Source organism: Nocardia asteroides, from assembly GCF_021183625.1.
Lineage (GTDB): Bacteria > Actinomycetota > Actinomycetes > Mycobacteriales > Mycobacteriaceae > Nocardia > Nocardia asteroides_A.
The window spans coordinates 4370603-4394922 of sequence record NZ_CP089214.1 but is presented as its reverse complement, the minus strand read 5'-3'; the positions used below and the strand labels follow the sequence as shown (position 1 = coordinate 4394922).

The following is a 24320-nucleotide window of genomic DNA, read 5'->3' as shown; positions in this document are numbered from 1 at the left end:
GTGACCGACCACGCCACCGACATCGCAGTCGTCGGCTTCGCCCACGCCCCGCACGTGCCCGAGACCTTCGGCACCACGAACGGCGTGGAGATGCTGGTGCCGATCTTCCAGAAGCTCTACGACCGGCTCGGAATCGACAAGTCGGACATCGACTTCTGGTGCTCCGGCTCCTCCGACTGGCTGGCCGGGCGCGCCTTCTCCTTCATCTCCGCGGTCGACTCGATCGGCGCGGTTCCGCCGATCAACGAGTCGCACGTGGAGATGGACGCCGCCTGGGCGCTCTACGAGGCGTGGGTGAAGCTCCGCTCCGGCCAGGCGCAGACCGCCCTGGTCTACGGCTTCGGCAAGTCGTCGGCGGGCACCCTGCGCCGGACCCTGACCATGCAGCTGGATCCGTACCTGGTCGGGCCGCTCTGGCCGGACGCCGTCTCGGTGGCCGGGTTGCAGGCGCGCGCCGGGCTGGATGCGGGCCGCTGGTCCGAGCGCGACATGGCCGCGGTCGCCGCCGGGGCCGATGGCGATGTGGACGCGCTGCTCGCGAATCCCTACACCGCCAACCCGTTCCGGGCGCACGACGTCGCGCCGGTGACCGACGGCGCCGCCGCCATCGTGCTCGCGGTCGGTGACCGGGCCCGCGAACTCTGCGACCGCCCCGCCTGGATCACCGGCATGGCGCACCGCATCGACGCGCAGGCGTTCGGCGTCCGCGACCTCACCCGCTCGCCCTCCACCGCGGCGGCCGCGCAGGCCGTCACCGGCGGCGACACCGCGGGCTTCGACATCGCCGAGCTGCACGCGCAGTTCAGCCACCAGCAGCTGATCCTGGCCGATGCCATCGGGCTGAAGCCGGAGACCAGGATCAACCCCTCCGGCGGCGCGCTGGCGGGCAACCCCATGTTCGCCGCCGGGCTGGAGCGCATCGGCTACGCGGCAGAGGCGATCATCTCGGGTTCCGCGAACCGGGCGCTGGCCCACGCGACCAGCGGCCCGGTCCTGCAGCAGAACCTGGTCACCGTCATCGAATCGGAGAACCGATGAGCTTCCCGGCCGCGGTGCTCGGCACCGGTCAAACCAATCACGTGACGAAACGCACCGACGTGTCCATGGCGGGCATGTGCCGGGAGGCGATCGATCGCGCACTCGCCGATTCCGGCGTCACCATCGCCGAGATCGACGCCGTCGTCGTCGGCAAGGCGCCCGACTTCTTCGAGGGCGTCATGATGCCGGAGCTGTACATGGCCGACGCGCTCGGCGCGGTCGGCAAGCCGATGATCCGGGTGCACACCGCAGGCTCGGTAGGCGGCTCGACCAGTGTCGTCGCCGCCAACCTGGTGCAGGCGGGCGTGCACCGGAAGGTGCTCGCGGTCTCCTGGGAAAAGCAGTCCGAGTCGAATGCCATGTGGGCGCTGTCGATTCCGGTGCCCTTCACCATGCCGGTCGGCGCGGGCGCCGGCGGCTACTTCGCCCCGCACGTGCGCTCCTACATCCGCCGCTCGGGCGCGCCGCTGCACATCGGCGCCATGGTCGCGGCCAAGGACCGGCGCAACGGCGCCAAGAACCCGCTCGCGCACCTGCGCCAGCCGGACATCACCGTGGAGTCGGTGCTGGCCTCGCAGATGCTCTGGGATCCGATCCGCTTCGACGAGACCTGCCCCTCATCGGACGGCGCCTGCGCGCTGGTCATCGGGGACGCGGAGGCCGCCGAGGCGGTCGAGGCCACCGGCCGCAAGGTCGCCTGGGTGCACGGCACCGCGATGCGCACCGAGCCGACCACCTACGCGGGCCGCGACCAGGTGAACCCGCAGGCCGGGCGGGACGCCGCGGCCGCGCTCTGGGAAGCAGCGGGAATCAAGGATCCGCTGGCCGAGATCGACGCGGCCGAGATCTACGTTCCCTTCTCCTGGTTCGAGCCCATGTGGCTGGAGAACCTGGGCTTCGCCGCGCAGGGCGAGGGCTGGAAGCTCACCGAGAAGGGCGAGACCGAGATCGGCGGCCAGCTGCCGGTGAACCCCTCCGGCGGCGTGCTCTCCTCCAACCCGATCGGCGCCTCCGGCATGATCCGCTTCGCCGAGGCGGCCAAGCAGGTCATGGACCGGGCCGGTGATTATCAGGTGCCCGGCGCGCGCAAGGCGCTCGGCCACGCCTACGGCGGCGGCTCGCAGTACTTCTCCATGTGGGTCGTCGGATCGGAGCGTCCGGCATGAGCACCCCGCTGAAGTTCACCGTCGGGATCGCGCTGAGCCCGCTCGAGCAGCTGCCCGCGCTGGCGAAGACCGCCGAGGAGGTCGGCTTCGCCTCCATCGCGCTGCCCGACTCGCTCTTCTACATGGAGTCGGCGGCGGCGAAGTACCCGTACACCGCGGACGGCAGCCGGTTCTGGGGCCCGGACACCCCGTGGGTCGACCCGCTCATCGCCACCGCCGCGATGGCGGCGGTCACCTCGACGCTGCGCTTCTACACCAACGTGCTCAAGCTCGGCTCGCGCAATCCGCTGCTGCTGGCCAGGCAGGTCGGCTCGGTGGCGAACCTCTCCGGCAACCGGTTCGGCTTCGGCGTCGGGATCGGCTGGGCGCCAGAGGAATTCGAGTGGTGCGGGGTGCCCTACGCGCGCCGCGGCGCCCGGGTGGACGAGATGATCGAGGTCATCAAGCTGGTGCTGGCCGGCGGGATGGTCGAGTACCACGGCGAGTTCTTCGACTTCGACCCGCTGCAGATCAGCCCCGCGCCGAGCGAGCCGGTGCCGTTCTACGTCGGCGGGCACACCAAGGTGGCGCTGCGCCGGGCCGCCAAGGTCGGCGACGGCTGGGCCTCGGCCATGATGACCTACGACGAGCTGGTCACGACCATCGGCACGCTGCGCGAGCTGCGCGCCGAGTACGACCGGGCGGACGACCCGTTCGAGATCCAGGCGGTCTGCGTCGACAAGTTCGGCCGGGCCGGGTACCAGGATCTGGCCGACGCGGGCGTCACCGACGCCATCACCATGCCCTGGCTGGCCGACGGCATCGGCTTCGACGGGCCCATCGAGGCCAAGCAGGAATCGATGCGCAAGTTCGCCGCCGAGTACATCACCGACCCGATCGTGGCCGCGTCGTGAGCGGCACGGCGCGCGCGGCCGGGCTGGCCTCGCAGGCGGCGGTCCGGGCTCGCGACAAGGACGCCTGGCTCGCGCTCTTCGCCCCGGACGGGGTGGTGGAGGACCCGGTCGGCCCCTCCGGCTTCGACCCGGAGGGCAAGGGCCACCACGGCCCCGAGGCCATCGCCGCGTTCTGGGACAAGGCGATCGCCCCCACCGACGCCATCGAATTCCACTTCGGCGACTCCTTCGCCTGCGGCAACGAGATCGCCTTCACCGGCCTCATCCGCTCCACGCTCGGCGGGCACATCGTCGACGCCGAGGGAGTCTTCACCTACCGCGTCGACGAGCAGGGCCGCATCGCCGCCCTGCGCGCCTTCTGGGAAGTGGACCGGGCCATGAAGACGGCTCGCCCCGCCTGACAGACCGGCACGAAAAAGCCCCCGCGAGATTCGCGGGGGCTTCTTCCATCGCCTACGCCGTGTAGTTCACCGGCAGGTGCTTGATCCCGTTCAGCCACCCGGACCGCAGCCGCTTCTCGCCGCCGATCAGGCTGATGTCCGGCAGGTGATCCGCGATCGCGTTGAAGATCAGGTCGACCTCGAGCCGGGCCAGGTTCGCCCCGATGCAGAAGTGCGCCCCGGTCCCGCCGAACGACAGGTGCGGGTTCGGGTCGCGCGTGATGTCGAAGGTGTCGGCGTTCTCGAAGACCTCTTCGTCGAAGTTGGCCGAGCGGTAGAGCATGACCACCCGCTGCCCCTTCTTGATCTCCACCCCGCCGAGCTCGACATCCTCCAGCGCGGTGCGCTGGAACGAGGTCACCGGCGTGGCCCAGCGGATGATCTCGTCCGCCGCCGTCGCGGGCCGGTTCTTCTTGAACAGCTCCCACTGGTCGGGGTGCTCGAGGAACGCCATCATGCCGTGCGTGATGGCATTGCGCGTGGTCTCGTTGCCCGCCACCGCCAGCATGATGACGAAGAAGCCGAACTCCTCCTCGCTCAGCTTGTGGCCGTCCAGATCCGCCTCGATGAGCTGCGTGACGATGTCGTGCGCCGGGTTCGCCTTGCGATCCGCCGCCATCTGGTACGCGTACATCAGGATCTCCGCCGACGAGGCGGCCGGATCCACGTCGATATCCGGGTCGTCGTACCCGGTCATCTCGTTGGACCAGGTGAAGAGCTTCATCCGGTCTTCCTGCGGCACGCCGATCAGCTCGGCGATGGCCTGCAGCGGCAGCTCCGAGGCGATCTGCTCGACGAAGTCGCCGGTGCCCTTCTCCGCGGCCGTCTTGACGATCTGCTCGGCCCGGTTGGAGAGCTCCTCGCGCAGCCCGTTGATCACGCGCGGGGTGAAGCCGCGGCTGATGATCTTGCGCAGCTTGGTGTGCTCCGGCGCGTCCTTGTTGATCAGGACGAACCGCTGCAGCTCGATCTGCTCGCGGGTGATGTCGTCGTTGAACCGCGGGATCGCGGTGTTCTCGTGCGTCGAGAAGACGTCGCTGCGGCGCGAGATCTCCTTGACGTCGGCATGCTTACTGGCGACCCAGAACCCTCCGTCGCGGAACCCACCGACCTCGCGCGACTGCTCGTTCCACCAGACCGGCGCAGCCCGCCGCAGCTCGGCGAATTCCGCGGTCGGGACCCGCTCGGCATAGATGGCCGGGTCGGTCACATCGAAGCCCTCCGGCAGGTTCGGCCGGTTCCGTGTGTCTACCACCAGATGTCTCCTTCGACACTGTCCTCGAACGACAAACTGAAACACGTTCTACACTCATTACAGCACATAGTGCGTGAACACGTTTCATTTTTATCCCGAAGGAAAGGGTGGAGATGGGCACTCCCGTCATCGTCGAAGCGGCCCGTACCCCGATCGGCAAGCGCCGCGGTCAGCTCTCCGGCTTGCACGCCGCGGAGCTCCTCGGCGCCGCTCAGCGCGGCATTCTGGAGAAGGCCGGGGTCGATCCGGGCCTGGTGGAGCAGGTTATCGGAGGCTGCGTCACCCAGGCAGGCGAACAATCCAACAACATCACCAGGGTGGCGTGGCTGAACGAGGGGCTGCCCTGGCAGGCCGCCGCCACCACCATCGACACCCAGTGCGGCTCGGCCCAGCAGGCCGCGCACCTGGTGGCCGGGCTGATCGCGACCGATGCCATCGAGATCGGCCTCGCCTGCGGGGTGGAGGCCATGAGCCGGGTTCCGCTCGGCGCGAATGTGGGCGAGAACGCGGGCCCGCGCCGGCCGGACTCCTGGACCATCGACCTGCCGAACCAGTTCGAGGCGGCGGAGCGGATCGCCAAGCGGCGCGGCATCACCCGCGCCGACGTGGACGAGTTCGGCGCGCGCTCGCAGCGGCTGGCCGCGCTGGCCTGGGCCGAGGGGCGGTTCGACCGCGAGGTGCTCACGGTGACCGCGCCCGAGGTGGATAAGGAGGGCAACCGCACGGGCCAGACGCTCACCGTCAACCGAGACCAGGGGCTGCGCGAGACCACCGCCGAGGGGCTGGCCGCGCTGAAGCCGGTGCTGGACGGCGGCATCCACACCGCGGGCACCTCGTCGCAGATCTCGGACGGCGCCGCCGCCGTGCTGCTCATGGATCAGGCCGCCGCCGAGCGGGCCGGGCTGCGGCCGCGGGCCCGGATCGTCACCCAGGTGGTGGTCGGGGCGGAGCCCGAGTTCCACCTGGACGGCCCGGTGCAGGCCTGCGCCCGGTTGCTGGAGAAGTCCGGGATGAAGATCGGCGATCTCGACCTGTTCGAGATCAACGAGGCGTTCGCCTCGGTGGCGCTCTCCTGGGCGCGAGTGCACGAACCCGACTTCGACAAGGTCAATGTGAACGGCGGCGCGATCGCCATCGGGCACCCGGTCGGCTCGACCGGATCCCGTTTGCTCACAACGGCTTTGCACGAGTTGGAGCGGACCGGCGGTAGCACCGCGATGGTGCTGATGTGCGCGGGCGGCGCGCTCGCCACGGGCACCATCATCGAGCGGCTCTAGCCCGGAAGTGTCGATTCCGGTCGGTTTCGTTGAACGTTCATCTCCCAGTGGCGAGAACGTGTTGTACACCACATGTCAGCGAACCGACCGGAATAGATGAGACATCAGCTACTTTCGAGCGAACTTTGGTCCGGCGTCGACCGTTCGCCCGACAGGCGGGAACCGTTGCCATGTGCCGCTCGCCCAGAGGCCCCCGCGTCAACCCGCAAACGTCGGTTCGAAGCCACTTCAGTCGTTGGGGTGGCGTGCAACGTCAGGAAATACGCAATCAGGCGTAGGTTTTCAGTTACTGAGCCGCTAATATCAATGATAGGTATCCGAGATAACCTCTCTTAGTACAGCGAAGGGAATTGGGCGGCTCACAATGGCTGATTTCGCGGCGCGGCTGAACAAGCTGTTCGAAACCGTGCATCCCCCGGGGCGCAAGCCGCACACCAACGCGGAGGTTGCGGCAGCGCTGACAGCCTCCGGGCATCCGATCTCGAAACCGTACCTGTCGCAGTTGCGCTCGGGGCAGCGGACGAACCCGTCGGACGAGACGGTGGCGGCACTGGCCAAGTTCTTCAAGGTCAAGCCGGACTACTTCTTCAACGACATCTACGCGGCCAAGATCGACCACGACCTGGAGCTGCTGTCGCAGCTGCAGGGCTACGGGCTGCGCAGACTGTCGAGCCGGGCGTTCGACCTCTCCGAAGAATCGCAGAACCTTCTCACCTCCATGGCGGAGAAGTTGCGAGCCAGCGAGGGATTGCCGGAAATTCCTCCGGACGGGACGGAATAGGGTTACACGACAACGCGGAGCGGTGCGGTCCAGGGGGCCGCACCGCTCCGCGTTGTGAGCTATCACAACCGGGCAGCTCCGCACCGGGACACTTCCCGGACATCCGGGTGTCCAGTGTGTGCGCTTAACGTTCATCTGCACGTGCATTCGCAAAAATGCACGGGCGAAGCGAAACGGATTCCCGTCGGATCGATAGTGGCGGTTCCGCCGACATTCCATCCGGCAGCGATTCCGACCCATCGGTCCGATCGGCGAATCTCCAGCGGACCCCCTCCGAGTGCCCCCGGAATTACGGGCACCCAAATTCATCCGATCAATTTCGGAGGTGCGCGCCGCGGCCCGGTTCGAAGGCGCGGGCAATCGCCTGCACCCAGCCGCGCGGGCTGATTCCGGCGGGCGGCGCGAGCCAGCGTGCGTCCACCCCGTCGGAGCCGCGCGGATCGCGCGCCCAGCGGGCGACCGCGGCCGCCCGTTCCGGCACCGAGGCAGGCGGCAGGCCGGCGGCGAACCGCGCTCCGCCGCCCGCCTGCAGGTAGAGCGCGTCCATGATCTGGGTGATCTGGTCCGAGGCACGCAGCTGGGTCGACCACGCCGACTGCTCGTGCGCGATGACCTGCGGAAAGCGGTGCACCAGCAGGCTGTGCAGCGCGTGCGTGCGGCGCATGAGCAGCCGGGCGCGCACCCACAGCTCGACCACGATCCAGACCGCGCCGAGCCCGATCAGCAGCGCCGCGAGCTCCCACAGCCGGCCGAACGGCAGCGCCGCGCCCGCCGCCCGCGCCGGCTCCCCCGCCGCGGCCGCGCGGATCTCGCCCGCGGCGAGCACCCCGACCAGGGCGGTGCCCGCGGTGTAGAGCGCGATGCCGCGGCCGAGCGCGGTCCAGTCCAGGTTGCGCAGGCCGGTGACCACCACCAGTAGGCAGCCGAGTGCGACGACGGCCCAGCCGAAGGTGGTCGACCAGGCGATCGTCACCACCGCCGCCCCGGTGCCGACGCCGTAGATTCCGGCCGCGATCCGGCGCAGGTTGCCGCGCGAGACCACCGGCCAGGCCGCCGAGGCCACCACCGAGGTGGCGGTGGCGAAGCCGATCCAGGCGGCGGTGTGGATCGCGCTGGAGAACAGCCCGGACGGCAGCCCGCCGGGCAGCGCGTGATCGAGCGCGAGGCCGATCTCCGGGACCGCGGTGGTCGCGGCGGTGGCCACGGCGGCGACCGCGACCACGATCGCCACCCGCGCGGTGGTGGCCGGCTTGACCAGCACCCGCCCCACCCGCGCGCCCGCGGCGATCCAGACCAGCAGGGCGGTGATCCACGGTGTCATCCGAGTGCCTCGTCGAATCGCAGGACCGAGACGCCCGCGCCCCGGTTGGTGAAGACGCGCAGCCGCGTCATGAGCATGGCGGCGAAGGTCTCGGCCTCCCACTCGGCGTGCTCGTCGGCGCCGTCCTCCACGATCTCGTGCGCGCGCTGGCTGAGCATGTACGCGATGAGGTCGTCGCTCGCGGCCAGCGTGACCTCCTCGGCGGGCGCGCCCTCGTGCGCGAAGACGATGTGGCCGAGTTCGTGGGCGAGGGTGTGGTCGCGGCCCGGCAGCGTCTCGGCGAGCACGATGACGTCGCGGTCGGGGTAGCGGCGGCGCTGGCCGCAGACGCCGGGGCCCAGCCTGGCGCTGGTGATCTCGATGTCACGGCCGCGCTCGGCCCCGATGGCGTGCACCACCTCGTCCAGGGTGGTGGCGTCGGAGTCGGCGGCGACCGCGCAGACGGCGTCGACCGCGGCGGCGACGCGGCGGTACGAGCGGGAGAGGGTTCTGGTCATCGGTCGCGTCCCCGTCCGAAGAATTCGGCTCTCGCGGCGTCGAGCCTGGCCTGTGCGGCGGCGGCGCTGCGGAAGCTCACGGCGCCGGAGGCGGCGGCCGCTATGGCCATGGCGGCGAGGCCGCCGAGTACCGGGAGGAGTGGGGCCGCCGGGATCGGGTCGCCGTCGGCGGTGGTGCGGACCTCGGGGTCGGGTGGGTTGGGTTGCGGCGGGGTATTTTCCGGTGCGCCGACCGGGAGCGGGGTCCCCGGCGGAGCGGTGGGCGGTGCGCCGGGCGCGGCGGAATTCGGCGATGCCCCGGGCGCGGCGGAATTCGGCGACTCCCCGGGCGCAGCCGTTTCCGGCGATGAATCGGGTGCGGCGGGATTCGGGGCCGCGAGGGTGCCTGGCGTCGCCGTGCTGTCGGCGGCGCCCCCACCGGTGCCCGGCGAGTCTGGGCTCCCCGGCGCGTCCGGGCTCCCCGGCGCGTCCGGGCTCCCCGGCGCCTCAGGGCTGCCCGGCACTTCTGGGCTCCCCGGCGCCCGGGGGCTGCCCGCACCATCCGAGCTGTCCGTGCCCTCGGGGCTCTCGGCACGCTCAGGGCCGCTCTCGCGCTCCGGGGCATCGAGGGTGCCCGGATTGTCGGGATCGGGCGCCTGCGGCCCGGGCGGGGCCGGTTCCACGCCGGGCTGCGACAGGGACGGGAGGGCGGGGAGCGGGATGAGGAGGAGCAGGGGGACGGCGGAGGTGAGGGCCAGTGCCGTCGCGGTGGAGATGATCGCGCCCGGGTCGAACGCGATGGGCTCCGCTTTCCCGGGCTCGGGCGTGCCGGAACCGGCCTGCCCACCGACCGACCCGGCCACGCCCAGCTCGAGACCGGTGGACACCGAGAGCCCGATGCCCCCGGAACCGGTTGCGCCCGCGCTGATTCCGGCCGACCCGACGAACATCAAACCGAGCCCGGCCGAACCGGCGCCGAGCAGCACCGGCGGCGCGGCGACCGGCGGCGCGACGGTGGTGCTCACCGCCGCTCCGGCCTCGACCCGCGCACGCTCAGCGGTGCTCTCCGCGGCCGGCTCCTCCTCCGGGACGACCTCCGGAGTCCGGGTCACCGACACGCCCGTCGACGACGGCGAAACCGCCGTCGTGGTCGACGGCAGCACCTCTTCGGTAGTGTCTGGCACGGAAGAAGTGGTGGTCGGCGCCTCCGACGGCGTCACGCTCGGCGTGGTGGTCGCGGACGGCGTCGAAGACACCGTCTCGGACGGCTCGGCAAGCGCCCCGACCTGGACCGACAGCGCAATCGCAGCAACAGCCACAGCAACTGCAATCGGGCGAATCGAACGACCACCGGGCATGCGCCAGCCTTCCCCTCCTGGAACGCGCTCGACCCGAGGGCCTGCTGCTGTTTCAGTCAGGGGTTTCGGGCGAACGCGAGCCCATCATAGCCGGGGCGCACCGACTGGGAAGGTGCTCGCCGAAATCGGCTCAGGCGCCGTAGACGGGCTCCTGCGGCACCGATTCGGCAATCAGCTTGGCAACCACCGGGCCGAGCTCGGCCGGGTCCCAGCGCTGCCCCTTGTCGATGGGGGTGCCGTGCCGCCAGCCGTCGGCCAGCGCGACCTTGCCGCCCTCGACCTCGAAGATCTTCCCGGTGACGTCGCCCGATTCCGCGCTGCCCAGCCAGACCACCAGCGGCGAGATGTTCTCCGGCGCCATGGCGTCGAAGTCGGAGCCCTGGGTGGACATCATCTCGGCGAAGACCGTCTCGGTCATCCGGGTGCGCGCGGAGGGCGCGATGGCGTTCACCGTGACGCCGTAGCGACCGAATTCCGCTGCGGCGGTGAGGGTCAGCGCGGCGATACCGGCCTTGGCTGCGCCGTAGTTGCCCTGCCCGACCGACCCCTGCAGCCCGGCGCCGGAGCTGGTGTTGATCACCCGGGCCTGCACCGCGCGCCCGGCCTTCGACTCCCCGCGCCAGTACTCGGCGGCGTGCCGCAGCGGCGCGAAGTGCCCCTTGAGGTGCACCCGGACCACCGCGTCCCACTCGTCCTCGGCCAGGTTCACCAGCATCCGGTCGCGGACGAACCCCGCGTTGTTGACCAGCACGTCGAGCCCGCCGAAGGTGTCGACGGCCTGGCGCACCAGGTTGCGCGAGCCGTCCCAGTCGGCCACGTCGTCGCCGTTGGCGACGGCCTCGCCGCCCGCGGCGCGGATCTCGGAGACCACCTGCTCGGCCGGGGTCTCGCCGGTGGCGGCGCCGTCCAGCGCCGAGCCGAGGTCGTTCACCACAACTTTCGCGCCCGCGGCGGCGAAGGCCAGCGCGTGCGCCCGGCCGATGCCGCGGCCCGCGCCGGTGACGATGACGGTGCGCCCGGCGCAGATCTGCTCGCTCATGCTCGTCCTTCTCCTGGTCAGCTCAGCTGCTCGTGGTGTTCGGTGGTCGCGGCGCCGAGGAAGGCGGGCAGCTCGCCGCCGCCGTGCACCAGCAGCGCCGTTCCGGTGATGAAGCCGGCCAGCGGCGAGGCCAGGAAGACGGCGCAGCGGCCGATGTCCTCCGGCCGGGCCAGCCTGCCCATCGGGATGGTCCGGCCCACCGCGGCGACGCCGTCGGCATTGCCGTAGTGCAGTTCGCTCAGCTCGGTCTCGACCGGGCCCGCGACGATCGAGTTCACCCGCACCTTCGGCGCCCACTCCACGGCGAGCGAGGTGGTCATGCTGTCCACCCCGGCCTTGGCGGCGCCGTAGGCGGCGGTGCCCGGCGACGGCCGCACCCCGCTGACGCTGGTGATGCTGGTGATCGTGCCGCCGCCCTGCTGGTCCCGCATGACCGCCTGCGCGGCCTGCGCCAGTTGCAACGGGGCGAGCAGGTTGAGCGCCACGATCTTGCTGTGGAAACTCGGGCTCGCATCGGCGGCCAGGGCGAAGGGCGCACCACCGGCGTTGTTCACCAGGTGGTCGAGCCGGCCGTGCCGCTCGACGATCGAATCAATCAGCGCGCGAACGGATTCCGGATCGCGAACGTCGGCGGCCAGGTACTCGACCGTGCGCCCGTCCACGGTGATCGGCGACTCCGGCGGGCGGCGTGCGCAGGCGACGACGGTCGCGCCCGCGGCCAGGAAGACCCGGCTGATTCCGGCGCCGACACCGCGCACGCCGCCGGTCACCAGCACGACGTGATCGGTCAGGTCGATATCGATGGCCACCGTGCTAACCTACCAAGCAACTGCTTGCTTTGCCAACGCTTCGATGGGACACGCGATGGGAATCAACCGTCACTCCGCCGCCCCGGGCGTCGCCGTCGTCACGGTCGACTACCCGCCGGTCAATGCCATTCCGTCGGCCGGGTGGTTCACCCTGGCCGACGAGATCCGCGCGGCGGGGCGCGATCAGGAGACCAGGGTCGTCGTGCTGCGCGCGGACAATCGCGGGTTCAACGCGGGCGTCGACATCAAGGAGATGCAGAGCAAGCCGGGGCACCAGGCGCTGATCGACGCCAACCACGGCTGCTTCGAGGCGTTCGCCGCGGTGTACGACTGCCCGGTGCCGGTGATCGCGGTGGTGCAGGGGTTCTGCCTGGGCGGCGGGATCGGGCTGGTCGGCAATGCCGACATCATCATCGCCAGCGACGACGCCACCTTCGGGCTGCCCGAGGTAGATCGCGGCGCGCTCGGCGCGGCCACGCACCTCTCCCGGCTGGTGCCGCAGCACCTCATGCGCGCGCTCTTCTACACCGCGGGCACGGTGACGGCGCAGCAGCTGCATCACTTCGGCTCGGTCTTCCAGGTGGTGCCGCGCGCGGAGCTGGACGCGGCCGCGCTGAAGGTCGCGGAGAACGTCGCGGCCAAGGACGGCCGGGTGATCCGGGCCGCCAAGCGCGCCCTGAACGGCATCGACGTGCAGGACGTGCACCGCAGCTACCGCTTCGAGCAGGGCTTCACCTTCGAGCTCAACCTGGCCGGGGTCTCGGACGAGATCCGGGACCGCTTCGACGAGGATCTGGCGGCGCGCCGGTCCGGGAACTGAGGGAATAAACGATGCGCGACAAGCGGATGTCGCTCGACGACGTGGTCGGCGAGCTGCGCAGCGGGATGACGATCGGGATCGGCGGCTGGGGCTCGCGGCGCAAGCCGCTGGCGCTGGTGCGCGCGATCCTGCGCTCGGACATCACCGATCTCACCGTTGTCACCTACGGCGGCCCCGACCTGGGGCTGCTCTGTTCGGCGGGGAAGGTGCGCAAGGCGTACTACGGCTTCGTCTCGCTGGATTCGGCGCCCTTCTACGATCCGTGGTTCGCCAAGGCGCGCACCGCGGGCGAGATCGTGGTGCGCGAGATGGACGAGGGCATGGTCAAGTGTGGCCTGGAGGCGGCCGCGGCCCGGCTGCCCTTCCTCCCCATCCGCGCCGGGCTCGGCTCCGACGTGCCGAACTTCTGGGAGGGCGAGCTGAAGACCGTCGCCTCCCCCTACGGCGACGAGACGCTGATCGCCATGCCCGCGCTGAACCTGGACGCCGCACTTGTGCACCTGAACATCGGCGACGCGCACGGCAATGCCGCCTACACCGGCATCGACCCCTACTTCGACGACCTCTACTGCCTGGCCGCCGAGCGCCGCTACCTCTCGGTGGAGCGCGTCGTCGAGACCGAGGAGCTGGTCAAATCCGTTCCGCCGCAGGCACTGCTGCTGAGCCGGATGCTGGTCGACGGCGTGGTCGAGGCGCCGGGCGGCGCGCACTTCACGCTCGCCGCCGACGACTACGGCCGGGACGAGAAGTTCCAGCGGCACTACGTGGAGTCGGCCAAGACGCCGGAGGCGTGGCAGCAGTTCGTGGACACCTATCTCGCGGTGCCCGAGGACGAGTACCAGGCCGCCGTGCGGCGATTCGCGGAGGAGCAGAAGTGACCGAGACCATTACCCGCGCCGAGGTCTGCGCGGTGGCGTGCGCCGAGATCTTCGCCGGCGCCGGTGAGATCATGGCGAGCCCGATGTCGCCGCTGACCACCATCGGCGCCCGGCTGGCCAAGCTCACCACCGAGCCCGACCTGCTGCTCTCCGACGGCGAGGCCCGGTTCTTCGCCGAGACTCCCGCGCTCGGCCGCTCGGCGCCGATCGAGGGCTGGATCCCGTTCCGCAAGGTCTTCGACGTGGTCGCCTCCGGCCGCAGGCACGTGGTCATGGGCGCGAACCAGATCGACCGCTACGGCAACCAGAACCTCTCCGCCTTCGGCGCGCTCCAGCAGCCGACCAGGCAGATGTTCGGCGTGCGCGGGGCCCCCGGCAACACCATCAACCACGCCACCAGCTACTTCGTGCCCAAGCACGGCAAGCGGGTGTTCGTGGAGAAGGTCGACATCGTCTCCGGCGTCGGGTACGACAAGGTCGATCCGGCCAACCCGGCGTTTCGCTTCCACCACCTGCACCGGGTAGTGAGCAACCTGGGCGTCTTCGACTTCGAGGGCCCGGACCACACGCTGCGCGCGCGCAGCCTGCACCCCGGCGTGACCGCCGATGAGGTCGCGGAGAACACCTCGTTCGAGATCGCCGGACTGGCCGATGCTCCCGAGTCCCGGCTGCCCACCGCCGAGGAGCTGCGGCTCATCCGCGAGGTGCTCGATCCCAGGTCGGCGCGCGACCGCGAGGTGCCGCAGTGACCGCGCGGCTGCGCACCCCGCTCACCGAATTGGTCGGCATCGAGCACCCGGTGGTGCAGACCGGCATGGGCTGGGTGGCCGGGCCGAGTCTCGTCTCCGCCACCTCCAATGCCGGTGGGCTCGGCATTCTCGCCTCCGCGACCATGACCTACGCGGAGCTGGAAGAGGCTGTCGCCAAGACCAAGGCGCGTACCTCCAAGCCGTTCGGGGTGAACATCCGAGCCGATGCCTCGGACGCCCCCGAGCGGATCGACCTGCTCATCCGGGAGGGTGTCCGGGTGGCTTCGTTCGCCTTGGCGCCCAAGAAGGAGCTGATCGCCAAGCTCAAGGACGCGGGCGTGGTGGTGATTCCGTCCATCGGCGCGGCCAAGCACGCGGTGAAGGTCGCCTCCTGGGGCGCCGATGCGGTGATCGTGCAGGGTGGCGAGGGCGGTGGGCACACCGGTCCGGTCGCCACCACCCTGCTTCTGCCCTCGGTGCTGGACGCGGTCGACATCCCGGTGGTCGCCGCGGGCGGCTTCTTCGACGGGCGCGGGCTGGCCGCCGCGCTCGCCTACGGTGCGGCCGGGGTCGCGATGGGCACCCGGTTCCTGCTCACGCAGGAGAGTTCGGTGCCGGATTCGGTCAAGCAGGAGTATCTGAGCAGGCAACTGCAGGACACCGTCGTGTCGCTCAAGGTGGACGGCATGCCGCACCGGGTGCTGAACACCGAACTCGTTTCCCGGCTGGAGAAGTCGGGGCGGGTGCGCGGGTTGAGCGCCGCCGTCGCGAACGCGGCGAAGTTCAAGGGGATGACCGGGATGAAGTGGTCGACCCTGGTGCGGGACGGGCTCGCCATGCGCAAGGCGAAGGATTTGACCTGGTCGCAGGTTGTGATGGCGGCCAATACGCCGATGCTGCTTCGGGCCGGGTTGGTCGAGGGAAATACCGAGGCGGGGGTGCTTGCCGCCGGGCAGGTCACCGGGATCATCGAGGATCTGCCGACCTGTGCCGAGCTCATCGAGCGGATCGTCGACGACGCGGTCGCGCGGATCGGATCGCTCTCCGCACTGGCGGCGAGTCCCGCCAAGCACTGATTGCCGGTGTTCGTGCCGAGCGGTACCGTCTGATCCGTCCGGGGCGGGGAGACGGTACCGGCCCCGCATCGGCAGGGAGGGTGCGGAGATGCGCAGGGCAGGGGTTGTTGCTGGGGCGCTTGTCGCTGCGTGCCTGAGTGCGGGGTGTGGGCCGACGGTGGAGGAGGTTGCGCCGGAGTCGTCGGCAGTTGCGACGGCGGCGCCGAGCACGAAAGCCGATCCGGATGCGGGACTGTGGGATCCGTGCGGGCTGCCCGATTCGGCCATATCCGCAACCGGGCTGGATCCGGGGACGAAGGTCTCGAACGTCGCCGGCGTTGCGTTCGACGGCTGGAAGGTGTGCAACTGGCGAGCCGAGGCCGACTGGTACGACCTGACCCTCTTCTCCGGCCGGCCGACACTCGACGAAGTTCGCCGGCGGACAGACTTCACCGCATTCACCGATCTCACGGTAGGCGGGCGGCCCGCGGTCCAGTTCCTCGACGCCGGCGACTCCCGCGGCTTCATCTGCACTGTCGCCACCGAAGTCCCCGAAGGCACTGTCGCTTTCCGGCTCATCGTCCGGCCGACCAAGGGACGGCAGGGCGATCCCTGCTCCGCTGCGGCGGGTCACGCGGACGACCTGGCCACGCAGCTACCGGCGGGATAGGCGACACCGATGGAACCGGAGATTTCGAACGTCGAGTGGCAGCGTGTGCTGACCGATGCGGAAGCCGGCGAGCTGTCGCTGGATCCGAATGTCGGGCAGGGCCTCGACAAGGTGTGCGACGACTACCTGCTCAGGCTCGAGGAGATCTACATGCAGGTCGTCCGTCTCCAATACCTGGATGGCTTCGGCGGATTTCCCTCATCGCATGTACTGCAGGACAAATTCTCCCGCAAGGCGAAGGGCGGCGAGCGATCTCTCGAAGCCGTGCTGTTGCAGCACATGGATGCCGTGAACGTCGCCAAACAGGCGGTGGCGAAGGCCGTCCAGAACTTCGCCGAGCAGGACACCGTCTCCGGCGCCCACATCTCCGGGACCACACCATGACATACGACGAGTACCGCGCCCGCATCATCGACGCTCAAGAGCAGTGGAACCGCGAACGCGACACCATCTACGACTTCACCGCCCGCGCGAACACCGGCTTCACCGGCGAGTACGACCCACCGAACATCCCCGCCCCGGACAACTACGACAGTATGACGCTGACCCAGATGGTCGACGCGGTGAACGACATGCGCCCCTCGGTAGCCCAGCAGGCGGCCGAGGCGTGGACGGGGATCGGCATGAATCTCACCGGCGCGGTGAGCGTGTTCAACGAGGAGTTCGCGCGCACCGTGCAGGGCGGGTGGCAGGGGGCGGCGGCGCAGTCGGCGGTCACGGCAGTGCGGAACTACACCCAGCGGTCCGAGGATCTGGCGACGGCGGCGGCGATGGTCGGGCTCAAGCTCGCCGAGTTGCATACCGGGCTGCATCAGACGCAGGCGCTGATGCCGTACGTGACGGAACGCCCGGACGTCGCGGGCAAGACGCTCCCGCAGGAGGGGGTGATGAAGGCGGGCGACTATGCGGAGGAGGAGGCGACGCAGGAGGCGCGGCGGGTTCTGCGGACCGTGTATGGGCAGGTGGCGCAGCAGACCGATCACGGCGTCCCCGTGCTGCCCGACGCCCCGGTGATCGTGAACGGGCCGGGATCGGAGGGGCCGCCCGCGAGCACGCCGGGAACCCCAACCAGCACCAACAGCACCGGTCCGGCCGGAACCGACATCCCCACCGCCGAGGAGGAGCCGGTCGCCGACGCTCCGGCCACCGACACCCCGACCACCGACTCCGAAACGCCGCTGGAGGATCAGTCCGACAGCGAGGCGCAGACCGAGGCCGCGGGCACCGACCCCACCACCCAGCCCACCTCGACGACGCCGAACACCACACCGGCGAGTACCACCCCGAGCACGGTGCCCGGCACACCGTCGAGCACTCCCGGCACCCCATCGGCTCCGGGAACACCGTCTAGTCCAGGCACCCCATCGAGGCCGGGAATTCCCTCCCCCGGAACCCCTTCCGGCACCCCGACCACCACCCCCGCACCCGGCCGCAGCATCGCGGGCACTCCCCCGACGACCACCGCCACACCCGCGACAACCACCGCGTCCACCACCAGCACCCGCTCCACCACCGGCACCCCCGGCATGATGGGCGGAGGCGCGGGAGCAGGCCGCCGGGACGACGAGAACTCCACCGGAACCAAGGACTACCTGGTGAACCAGCGCAACGGCGAGGAGCTCACCGGCCTGGACGCACTGCCGAGGACGGTGCCGCCGGTGATCGGCGGCGACAATGTCTGAGTGGCGTTTCACCGGCCTCGAATTCGAACTACTGTGGAGCGCCTACGGTCGCGACCGCCTCCCGTACCCCCTGCGCTACCGCCCGGAACCCATGGACTTCCGTGATCTGCGCCGACTCAGGGAGGCCGCCGTCACCACGCTCACCGGCATGTACGCGGTGGAGCTGGAACGCGCGCTCGATGTCCTGCTCGAACCGGATGTCCGAATCGAGATCACCGGCCTGGACGACACCGACCCCGCACGCCTCGTCCGCTTCCACGGCGCGATCCGAGCCAACGCGGGCACCGCACTCACCCAGGAACCCGGCCCCGCCCCGGACACCGGCGCGGACATCGTGCTCCGCTACGGCCGAGCCGCGCAGGTAGCGGCAGCAGCCGTCGCCGCTCTGCCCGATCGCCCGCCCGGCTCCCAACCGCCGATCCGACTGCCCCGCACCGACATTCGCACCGACCGTGACCGCCCACTGCGCGCGACGAACGGCGCCATCGCCCAGCTCGACCGCGTATTCGCCCGCCGACGCCGCGCCCTCGGCGAGGTCACGGTCTTCCCCGGCCCCGCCATCGACGCCCGTCCGGCTCCCGGCGAGGGCTTCTGGTGGATGGACTACGACGACGGCCGCTACCTGGTCCGCACCGGCGACCCGATCGAGGCCGCCCCGCTGAGCGCGGACGCCATGGTCACCGAGATCGAGCGCCGCGCGGTCCGCGCGCAGCGGTGGCACCGCGAGAACGAGCGTGCCTCGGGCTGAACCCCGCTACTCTCTGGCGCATGAACGCGGTGCAGGTGCAGAAGAAGCTCGAACTCTCGTCCGACGAGGACTTCGTCCTCACCGCCTGGCAGTACCGGATGATGCAGCGCGACATCGCAGCCACCAAGGGCAAACATCTACCGGCCAAGCGCGAAGTCCGGAATGCCTTCCGCACCGCGGCCGCCGCGGCCATTGCGCAGCACGACCGGGAGTGGTCTCCTGCGGTGGCCGAGGTAGTGCTCCTGATCAGCGCAGATGACGCCGCCCCGGATTTCGAGGCGCTCGAAGCCGCCGGGCCGGAGATCTCCTCGGTCGTGGCACGGCGATCCAGGGCCCTGCTTCTGCTCATCGACCTCTACGGTTTCGAGCCGTGGGGAGAGGGAAAGTGGGAGAGGGCCGCTCGCGCCGAAACCCTGAGTGCCGCGCACGCTTCGATGAGCGCGCTTCATCCTGAGGATCTCGAGGCGGTGGAGAACGCCTACCGGCACGCGATCAAGAAGCTGTCCACGTCGGGCAATTGGACCAAGTACGCGCTCCTCGCGGGGGCCGGCCTCGGACTCGGCGTGCTGACCGGCGGTCTCGCCGCACCGGCCATCGCCGGGGCGTACGGCGCACTGGTGCTCGGCTATTCGGGCGCGGTCGCCACGACCGCAGGGCTGGCGGCGCTCGGCGGCGGCTCCATCGCCGCCGGTGGACTCGGCATGGCCGGTGGCGCCGCGCTGATCACCGGTGTCAGCGGTGCTGCGGGGGCAGGAATGGTCACGCTCGCGGGGAAGGCCGCCGGGCTCACGGCGGCGCGGATCGCCGCCGATGCCGTCCGGCTGCACGTGGTGACCCAGCTCGTGCTCCGCGATGTGGACGGCGACGAAGAGGCGGCGAAGGCCGTCATCGTCAGCCTGCGGGAGCGGGTCACGAACCTCGGCAAGACCGTCGCGGCGCTCGCCGAGCACATCGACAAGCTCCGGACGCAGGTCGAAACGAAGCAGTCGGAGCTGGACGCGGAGCGGGAGCAGCGGGTCGCGGCGGAGGATCGCGTCGCCCGGTTCCGCGGCGTCGCCGACCGGCTCAAGGAGCGCGTCACCGGCCCCGAGGACGACGAACTCAAGACCTTGATCGCCGAACTGGACGAGCTCACGGACGAGAAGAAGACGGTCGAGACCCTGGCCGAAGGCGTGTCCAGCCTCGCCGACGATCTCGAGGAAGCGGCGTGAGCGTCGTCGACGCGGACTACATCGGCAACCTGGACGTCCTCACCCGCGATCTCGACGCGATCGAGCAACTCGCCGCGGCGGCACTCGCCGACGAGCCGATCGACCACGCGGCGCGGCAACGGCTAGCGAGCGCGCCGGTCGAACTCGGCTACGCCGAACTGACCGAGCACCATCGGGAACGACGCGAAGGCGAAGTCGATATCGCCGACCTGCTCGATCCGGTCGCGCTCGCACAGCTCGACGCATGGCGGGCCGCTCAGCGGCTGCCGTGGGAACGCGGTGATCTGCTGGTCGTCGGGGTCTCCGGCCTGCTCGGCGCGATCGCCAACCTCTACGACCACCGGGTGGACTCCGCCGTGCTGGGCGGGCTTGCCCAGTTGAAGAAGAGCGACCTGCTGCGCCGGTGGGAGCGGGAAACCGCCCGGCTCCCCATCGACTACACCGGCCCGAAATTCGGCGGCCCGACCCATCGGGTCAAGTCCGCGGGCCACGACATCGGCCGATTCTGCACCGCCCTGAACCAGATCCGCACCGGCATCTTCGAGGGAACCTGGTGGGAGGAGGGCAGACGCATGACCGGCCTGGCGACGACCACCCGCTCCGGGCTGCCGTTCGCGCAGGCGCCCGAGCGGCACCTCGCGGTCGCGCTGCTGCTGAAGCACTGGGCCGCCGACTTCGTCACGCCGATGAACCTCCCGCTTCCCGGCTGGACACTGCTGTGCGAGATGCCGGACCCGACCCTGCGCAAATTCGCCCACGACGCGTACGCGAGCGGCCTGAATCTCCGCTCCGGACTCCTGACACCCGGGCTCGGCGTGCTCGCGACCGAGGTCGTCATCCGAACCCATACGCACCTCGCGGCCTATCGGTCGACGGGCACCGCTCAGCTGTCATCCGGCGCGGCGGCCAAACGCACAGAGATGCTGCTGGCCGCGCACGCCGCGGCCGGCGCCATCAGCGTGTCCAAAACCGCCGCGGCGGCGGTCGCCGGTGAAACAGCGGTCGCGGCCCGGCACCTGAACGTTCCGGTTCTCCTCCGGATCGGCACGCTCGCGCTGCAGGTCCGCTCCGATTCCGCAGCGCGCGCACGCGCCGGAGCACCCTCGTGGGACGGGCTGCTCGCCGAGGAGGCGGCGACGTGGACCTTGCCAGAGGCCGTCACCATCGCGGACCTGCTGACAACCAACACATCAGAGCTCCCACAGTGAAGCGCAGGGAATCTCGAGAAGCTCCGCGGTTATGTGCTCGTCGACTGTCACCCGGACATCCGGCGCCCATCGTGCAAGTTCGCTCCGAAGCTTCTCTGCCGCAGTGTGGTTGATTCGGTACTCGAACGCCGCGCCCGACGGGTAGACGATCGATATATGCACCTCCACGATCACTCCCACTCGTCGCCCGAGGCAGGCTCGGACAAGTAGGCGAGAGCTGCGATCTGCAGGACACATGTGTCCCCGGGTGGGTGTCGGTGCCAGCCGGTGATCATCTGGGCTTCTGCGGCGGTCAGCGAGTCGGGACTGTACTTGCAGTCGAGCCAACGGTTATCCAACTGGACCATGCGCGCCGCCCCCGCTCGGAGGTATAGGCATAGATGCACCGATCATGTGCCGAACTGCGCCTTCCACTGGGTTACTTGGGAGGCACCCGCAGCCGGGGATCTGGGTCGGTTCACTCAACGATCGGGGTATCAACCCGGCGGCGGGGCCGTCAGAAGACTCCCAACGACGCGCACCTGCTCGCTATGGCACTCTCGACGGGTTGGTCGAGAAAATGCCACGGAGCGCCGAAACAGTTGCGATAGGTCAGTATTCGAGGTGGATAGCGTCGGCCATCTCGCGCATCTCCCGAGTAAGCGTGCGGCGCCTGCCGATGATGCGCCCCAGGATTTCGCGGGCCAGGCGCTGCTCCACCAGCCAGGGACGCGCCTCATTCGAGAGCTTGACCAAGACGCCGAAAGCAGCGTCATAGGAACGGAGTTCGACGTTGGCAGCTGCCACATCGAGCAGATGACGATTCCGGTTGTCCGAGGTCGGGCGCTGGTCAGGAGGGATCTGCCGAGCGAGCCGCAGTGCCAGATCCGGCCGGTCGTCCACCACGGCGTTCTCGACGCGCTTCATGTCGACCACGGCGGTGTCGAAGGTCGTCCAGTACTGGTGGTAGGGGCCGGGTTCACGGCGCACGGCGACCGCCCCGGCGCGAGCGAGCCTCATCATGTCGTCGGCTTCGTCGGGCCGGTTGTCGCGAATGGCTGCAGCGGACCCGCGAAGCAGCAACCATCCCCAGGTCGACAGCTCACGGGTCGTGGCTGTCGACATGCGCGGTTCGATGCGGTCGGCCCACTCCGTCGCCAGTCGGCGCACTGTGTCGAATCGCCGCTCCACCAGCAGCAGCCAGCACTGTGTGATCACCGCCGATGCCGCATCGAGTTCGTTGCCGGTCGACTCCGCGTCGGCAACAGACCGATCCAGGGCGATGCGGGCAGCGCTGTGCTGGCGGGTCTGCACCATCGCTGAGCCGACCAGTTGCAGCACCCTCGAACGCAAGAGGGGCGTGGCGGTGCCGCTGTCCTCGATCAGGGCCGGAAGCACGCGGGCCAACTGCTCGTAGTCGTTGTCGTGGTAGAGCCGGGTGGCGTAGGCCAGAACCGATTCCATGCCCGGATGCGCTCCCGATTCGGTGCCGGGGCTCAGCGCTGCCAGGGCATCCCGCGTCGGCGTCCAGATCTTCGCGGCCGCTACGTCCTCGGGCGGGGCGGGTTCGGGCCCGAGCAGAGCGGTCAGTGGGCAGTTCAGAGCCACGGCGAACCGTCGCAGGGTGTCCAGGCGTGCAGTGGTGCGCTCGCCCTGTTCGATTTTGCGGACCAGCGACAGCGACACCCCGGCCGCAGCGGCCAGCTCCCGTTGCGTCATGCCGCGGCGCACCCGCACCGATCGCAGCAGTTCCCCGAGCTGGGCAGCCATGAAACGAGGCTAGCGCGATCCGTCCCGTCGAACCGGCGGTGATGAGCCTGTCGGGTCCGGGCCTCACTCGTGGGGCAACGGTCAGGTGCTGCCTGGACCTAGTGAAATGGCAGGGTGGGGTCATGGCTGCCGAAGACCGCGAGGAACTCTCCAACGATGCGCGTCCGGGCGCTGCGGGTGAGCCCTTCACCCTGGTCGTCGACGGCGAGACGTTTTCGGTGACGGTGTACTCGGACGGCCGGTGCGACTACAGCTGGGAGTCGGGGCCCAACTCCGGATACGGCGTCTCCTCGGGTCCGCCCCGGCTCGCCTGGCTCGGGGACGGGCCACGGCCGAGCCCGCTGCTGCCGTTCAACGTGCCCGCTGACACGTCACCACCGACGATCGATGCCCATCGCCGGTCGATCCGCGACTTCCTGGCTCAGGTCAATCCTGAAACCGGATACATCGGGGACTGATCGGACGCCTGTGGACTATCGGCGAGCCGGGCAAGCACACCGCGCCTTACCCGGCTCGCCGAGATCACAACCGCTCGACGATGGTGGCGTTGGCGGTGCCGCCACCCTCGCAGATGGTGAGCAGCCCGTATCGCCCGTTCCGGCGCTCCAGCTCGTTCAGCAGGGTGGCGAAAAGCTTCGCCCCGGTGGCACCGAGCGGGTGGCCGAGCGCGATCGCTCCACCATTCGAGTTCACCTTGTCCGGATCGGCTCCGGTCTCCTTGAGCCAGGCCAGCACGACTGGCGCGAAGGCTTCGTTGATCTCGACCACGTCGATGTCGTCGATGGTCAGCCCGGTCTTCTCCAATGCCCACTTGGTCGCCGGGATCGGCGCGGTGAGCATGAAGATCGGGTCGGCGCCGCGGGCGCTGACGTGGTGGATGCGGGCACGCGGCTTCAGCCCGTACTCCTGGACCGCCCACTCCGAGGCGAGCAGGGTGGCGCTGGCGCCGTCGGAGATCTGGCTGGCGACGGCGGCGGTGAGCGGGCTGCCCTCGGCCAGAGCAGGCAGCGAGGCCATCTTCTCCAGGGTGGTCTCGCGCGGGCCCTGGTCGACGCGGAAGTCGCCGACGGGGACGATCTCGTTGTCGAAGCGGCCGTTCTTGATGGCGTCGCGGGCGCGCTCGTGCGAGCGGAGGGCCCACTGCTCCATGTCCTGCCTGCTGATGCCCCACTTCTCGGCGATCAGCTGGGCGCCGCGGAACTGCGAGACCTCGTCGGTGCCGTAACGGTCGTCCCAGCCCTTGGCGCCGACGAAGGGGGAGTCGAAGCCGTACTCCCTGCCCGCGAGCATGGCGGCGGAGATCGGGATGGCGCTCATGTTCTGCACGCCACCGGCGACGATCACCTCGGCGGTGCCGCTCATGATGGCCTGCGCGCCGAAGTTGATGGCCTGCTGGCTGGAGCCGCACTGGCGGTCGACGGTGACCCCGGGGACCTCCTCCGGGTAGCCGGCGGTGAGCCACATGGTGCGGCCGATATTGCCTGCCTGCGGGCCGACATTGTCGACGCAGCCGACGATCACGTCATCGACCAGCGCCGGGTCGACGGGGTTGCGGTCGAGCAGGCCGCGCAGCACGGTGGCGCCGAGGTCGGCGGGGTGCACCTGGGCGAGCGCGCCATTGCGCTTGCCGACGGGGGTGCGGACAGCGTCCACGACATAGGCATCGAGGGCGCGGCGGGGTGCGGACATCGGAACTC

At 70.0% G+C, this 24320-nt stretch carries 26 protein-coding genes; 17 read left to right on the top strand and 9 right to left on the bottom strand.

All coding sequences use genetic code 11. From position 1 onward, the window contains the following. From LTT61_RS20905 to LTT61_RS20890, 4 genes are read left to right on the top strand one after another with little or no spacing between them, the layout of a single operon-like run. Complete coding sequence (locus LTT61_RS20905; RefSeq protein ID WP_233015762.1) at positions 1-1038, top strand: thiolase domain-containing protein; 1038 nt, start codon at positions 1-3, stop codon at positions 1036-1038. Next, positions 1035-2204 carry a thiolase domain-containing protein gene (locus LTT61_RS20900; RefSeq protein ID WP_233015761.1) on the top strand — a complete coding sequence of 390 codons (1170 nt, stop codon included), beginning with the start codon at positions 1035-1037 and terminating at the stop codon, positions 2202-2204. The genes LTT61_RS20905 and LTT61_RS20900 overlap by 4 nt, the downstream gene beginning before the upstream one ends. 8 nt (positions 2205-2212) lie before the next feature. Continuing rightward, on the top strand, positions 2213-3097 hold the full coding sequence (locus LTT61_RS20895; RefSeq protein ID WP_233021120.1) for a TIGR03619 family F420-dependent LLM class oxidoreductase: 885 nt from the start codon (positions 2213-2215) through the stop codon (positions 3095-3097). After that, positions 3094-3498 carry a nuclear transport factor 2 family protein gene (locus tag LTT61_RS20890; protein ID WP_233015760.1) on the top strand — a complete coding sequence of 135 codons (405 nt, stop codon included), beginning with the start codon at positions 3094-3096 and terminating at the stop codon, positions 3496-3498. Before LTT61_RS20895 ends, LTT61_RS20890 begins: the two co-directional genes overlap by 4 nt. 52 nt (positions 3499-3550) lie before the next feature. On the opposite strand, the gene LTT61_RS20885 is transcribed toward LTT61_RS20890, so the two are convergent. Beyond that, on the bottom strand, positions 3551-4792 hold the full coding sequence (locus tag LTT61_RS20885) for a cytochrome P450 (protein WP_233015759.1): 1242 nt from the start codon (positions 4790-4792) through the stop codon (positions 3551-3553). Between the two features lie 113 nt (positions 4793-4905). Between LTT61_RS20885 and LTT61_RS20880 the strand changes: the two genes are divergently transcribed. Together LTT61_RS20880 and LTT61_RS20875 are read left to right on the top strand one after the other, a co-directional pair. Beyond that, entirely contained in the window at positions 4906-6069 is a 1164-nt protein-coding gene (locus LTT61_RS20880) for a steroid 3-ketoacyl-CoA thiolase (protein ID WP_233015758.1), read from the top strand. Between the two features lie 364 nt (positions 6070-6433). Beyond that, complete coding sequence (locus LTT61_RS20875) at positions 6434-6850, top strand: helix-turn-helix domain-containing protein (protein WP_011207048.1); 417 nt, start codon at positions 6434-6436, stop codon at positions 6848-6850. Between the two features lie 313 nt (positions 6851-7163). Here LTT61_RS20875 and LTT61_RS20870 read toward each other — a convergent pair whose 3' ends face one another. The 5 genes from LTT61_RS20870 to LTT61_RS20850 all read right to left on the bottom strand — a co-directional run bounded on the left by LTT61_RS20870 (position 7164) and on the right by LTT61_RS20850 (position 11853). Next, entirely contained in the window at positions 7164-8171 is a 1008-nt protein-coding gene (locus tag LTT61_RS20870; protein ID WP_233015757.1) for a hypothetical protein, read from the bottom strand. Then, a complete protein-coding gene (locus LTT61_RS20865) occupies positions 8168-8668 on the bottom strand; it encodes an ImmA/IrrE family metallo-endopeptidase (protein WP_233015756.1) in 501 nt (166 codons plus the stop codon). Before LTT61_RS20865 ends, LTT61_RS20870 begins: the two co-directional genes overlap by 4 nt. Beyond that, complete coding sequence (locus LTT61_RS20860) at positions 8665-10005, bottom strand: hypothetical protein (protein ID WP_233015755.1); 1341 nt, start codon at positions 10003-10005, stop codon at positions 8665-8667. The genes LTT61_RS20865 and LTT61_RS20860 overlap by 4 nt, the downstream gene beginning before the upstream one ends. Positions 10006-10135: 130 nt before the next feature. Then, positions 10136-11044, bottom strand: a complete 909-nt coding sequence (locus LTT61_RS20855) for an SDR family oxidoreductase (RefSeq protein ID WP_233015754.1) — start codon at positions 11042-11044, stop codon at positions 10136-10138. Between the two features lie 17 nt (positions 11045-11061). Then, complete coding sequence (locus LTT61_RS20850) at positions 11062-11853, bottom strand: SDR family oxidoreductase (protein WP_420094675.1); 792 nt, start codon at positions 11851-11853, stop codon at positions 11062-11064. Between the two features lie 55 nt (positions 11854-11908). Here LTT61_RS20850 and LTT61_RS20845 point away from each other — a divergent pair, with 55 nt between their 5' ends. The 10 genes from LTT61_RS20845 (at position 11909) to LTT61_RS20800 (ending at position 20874) form a co-directional block, all read left to right on the top strand. Beyond that, entirely contained in the window at positions 11909-12673 is a 765-nt protein-coding gene (locus tag LTT61_RS20845; RefSeq protein WP_233015753.1) for an enoyl-CoA hydratase family protein, read from the top strand. A gap of 11 nt (positions 12674-12684) precedes the next feature. Beyond that, positions 12685-13551 (top strand): CoA transferase subunit A, encoded by an 867-nt coding sequence (locus tag LTT61_RS20840; protein WP_233015752.1) that lies wholly within the window; start codon positions 12685-12687, stop codon positions 13549-13551. Continuing rightward, positions 13548-14300, top strand: coding sequence for a CoA-transferase subunit beta (locus LTT61_RS20835; protein WP_233015751.1), 753 nt, complete (start codon positions 13548-13550; stop codon positions 14298-14300). The genes LTT61_RS20840 and LTT61_RS20835 overlap by 4 nt, the downstream gene beginning before the upstream one ends. Further along, on the top strand, positions 14297-15376 hold the full coding sequence (locus LTT61_RS20830; RefSeq protein ID WP_233015750.1) for an NAD(P)H-dependent flavin oxidoreductase: 1080 nt from the start codon (positions 14297-14299) through the stop codon (positions 15374-15376). Before LTT61_RS20835 ends, LTT61_RS20830 begins: the two co-directional genes overlap by 4 nt. 88 nt (positions 15377-15464) lie before the next feature. After that, the gene (locus tag LTT61_RS20825) at positions 15465-16025 is read left to right on the top strand and encodes a DUF3558 domain-containing protein (RefSeq protein WP_269821773.1); all 561 of its coding nucleotides are present in this window, start codon (positions 15465-15467) and stop codon (positions 16023-16025) included. Positions 16026-16034: 9 nt separating this feature from the next. Beyond that, positions 16035-16409 carry a hypothetical protein gene (locus LTT61_RS20820; protein WP_233015748.1) on the top strand — a complete coding sequence of 125 codons (375 nt, stop codon included), beginning with the start codon at positions 16035-16037 and terminating at the stop codon, positions 16407-16409. Next, the gene (locus LTT61_RS20815) at positions 16406-17707 is read left to right on the top strand and encodes a PPE domain-containing protein (RefSeq protein ID WP_233015747.1); all 1302 of its coding nucleotides are present in this window, start codon (positions 16406-16408) and stop codon (positions 17705-17707) included. The genes LTT61_RS20820 and LTT61_RS20815 overlap by 4 nt, the downstream gene beginning before the upstream one ends. Beyond that, positions 17700-18455, top strand: coding sequence for an ESX secretion-associated protein EspG (locus LTT61_RS20810; RefSeq protein WP_233015746.1), 756 nt, complete (start codon positions 17700-17702; stop codon positions 18453-18455). The genes LTT61_RS20815 and LTT61_RS20810 overlap by 8 nt, the downstream gene beginning before the upstream one ends. A 20-nt stretch (positions 18456-18475) precedes the next feature. Further along, a complete protein-coding gene (locus LTT61_RS20805; RefSeq protein ID WP_233015745.1) occupies positions 18476-19666 on the top strand; it encodes a hypothetical protein in 1191 nt (396 codons plus the stop codon). Continuing rightward, on the top strand, positions 19663-20874 hold the full coding sequence (locus LTT61_RS20800) for a hypothetical protein (RefSeq protein ID WP_233015744.1): 1212 nt from the start codon (positions 19663-19665) through the stop codon (positions 20872-20874). The genes LTT61_RS20805 and LTT61_RS20800 overlap by 4 nt, the downstream gene beginning before the upstream one ends. On the opposite strand, the gene LTT61_RS20795 is transcribed toward LTT61_RS20800, so the two are convergent. Further along, the gene (locus tag LTT61_RS20795) at positions 20857-21048 is read right to left on the bottom strand and encodes a hypothetical protein (protein ID WP_233015743.1); all 192 of its coding nucleotides are present in this window, start codon (positions 21046-21048) and stop codon (positions 20857-20859) included. The genes LTT61_RS20800 and LTT61_RS20795 overlap by 18 nt on opposite strands. Before the next feature lie 417 nt (positions 21049-21465). Continuing rightward, positions 21466-22623, bottom strand: a complete 1158-nt coding sequence (locus tag LTT61_RS20790; RefSeq protein ID WP_233015742.1) for a helix-turn-helix domain-containing protein — start codon at positions 22621-22623, stop codon at positions 21466-21468. Between the two features lie 122 nt (positions 22624-22745). Here LTT61_RS20790 and LTT61_RS20785 point away from each other — a divergent pair, with 122 nt between their 5' ends. Further along, the gene (locus tag LTT61_RS20785; RefSeq protein WP_233015741.1) at positions 22746-23081 is read left to right on the top strand and encodes a hypothetical protein; all 336 of its coding nucleotides are present in this window, start codon (positions 22746-22748) and stop codon (positions 23079-23081) included. A gap of 64 nt (positions 23082-23145) precedes the next feature. On the opposite strand, the gene LTT61_RS20780 is transcribed toward LTT61_RS20785, so the two are convergent. Continuing rightward, the gene (locus LTT61_RS20780) at positions 23146-24312 is read right to left on the bottom strand and encodes an acetyl-CoA C-acetyltransferase (RefSeq protein WP_233015740.1); all 1167 of its coding nucleotides are present in this window, start codon (positions 24310-24312) and stop codon (positions 23146-23148) included. Positions 24313-24320: the final 8 nt, after the last annotated feature.

Coding starts and splice junctions, on each gene's coding strand:
- LTT61_RS20900 (WP_233015761.1), top strand. CDS start 1,035: ATGAGCTTCCCGGCCGCGGTGCTCGGCACCGGTCAAACCAATCACGTG.
- LTT61_RS20790 (WP_233015742.1), bottom strand. CDS start 22,623: ATGGCTGCCCAGCTCGGGGAACTGCTGCGATCGGTGCGGGTGCGCCGC.
- LTT61_RS20805 (WP_233015745.1), top strand. CDS start 18,476: ATGAACGCGGTGCAGGTGCAGAAGAAGCTCGAACTCTCGTCCGACGAG.
- LTT61_RS20825 (WP_269821773.1), top strand. CDS start 15,465: ATGCGCAGGGCAGGGGTTGTTGCTGGGGCGCTTGTCGCTGCGTGCCTG.
- LTT61_RS20845 (WP_233015753.1), top strand. CDS start 11,909: ATGGGAATCAACCGTCACTCCGCCGCCCCGGGCGTCGCCGTCGTCACG.
- LTT61_RS20870 (WP_233015757.1), bottom strand. CDS start 8,171: ATGACACCGTGGATCACCGCCCTGCTGGTCTGGATCGCCGCGGGCGCG.
- LTT61_RS20840 (WP_233015752.1), top strand. CDS start 12,685: ATGCGCGACAAGCGGATGTCGCTCGACGACGTGGTCGGCGAGCTGCGC.
- LTT61_RS20875 (WP_011207048.1), top strand. CDS start 6,434: ATGGCTGATTTCGCGGCGCGGCTGAACAAGCTGTTCGAAACCGTGCAT.
- LTT61_RS20785 (WP_233015741.1), top strand. CDS start 22,746: ATGGCTGCCGAAGACCGCGAGGAACTCTCCAACGATGCGCGTCCGGGC.
- LTT61_RS20880 (WP_233015758.1), top strand. CDS start 4,906: ATGGGCACTCCCGTCATCGTCGAAGCGGCCCGTACCCCGATCGGCAAG.
- LTT61_RS20820 (WP_233015748.1), top strand. CDS start 16,035: ATGGAACCGGAGATTTCGAACGTCGAGTGGCAGCGTGTGCTGACCGAT.
- LTT61_RS20855 (WP_233015754.1), bottom strand. CDS start 11,044: ATGAGCGAGCAGATCTGCGCCGGGCGCACCGTCATCGTCACCGGCGCG.
- LTT61_RS20780 (WP_233015740.1), bottom strand. CDS start 24,312: ATGTCCGCACCCCGCCGCGCCCTCGATGCCTATGTCGTGGACGCTGTC.
- LTT61_RS20865 (WP_233015756.1), bottom strand. CDS start 8,668: ATGACCAGAACCCTCTCCCGCTCGTACCGCCGCGTCGCCGCCGCGGTC.
- LTT61_RS20815 (WP_233015747.1), top strand. CDS start 16,406: ATGACATACGACGAGTACCGCGCCCGCATCATCGACGCTCAAGAGCAG.
- LTT61_RS20860 (WP_233015755.1), bottom strand. CDS start 10,005: ATGCCCGGTGGTCGTTCGATTCGCCCGATTGCAGTTGCTGTGGCTGTT.
- LTT61_RS20810 (WP_233015746.1), top strand. CDS start 17,700: ATGTCTGAGTGGCGTTTCACCGGCCTCGAATTCGAACTACTGTGGAGC.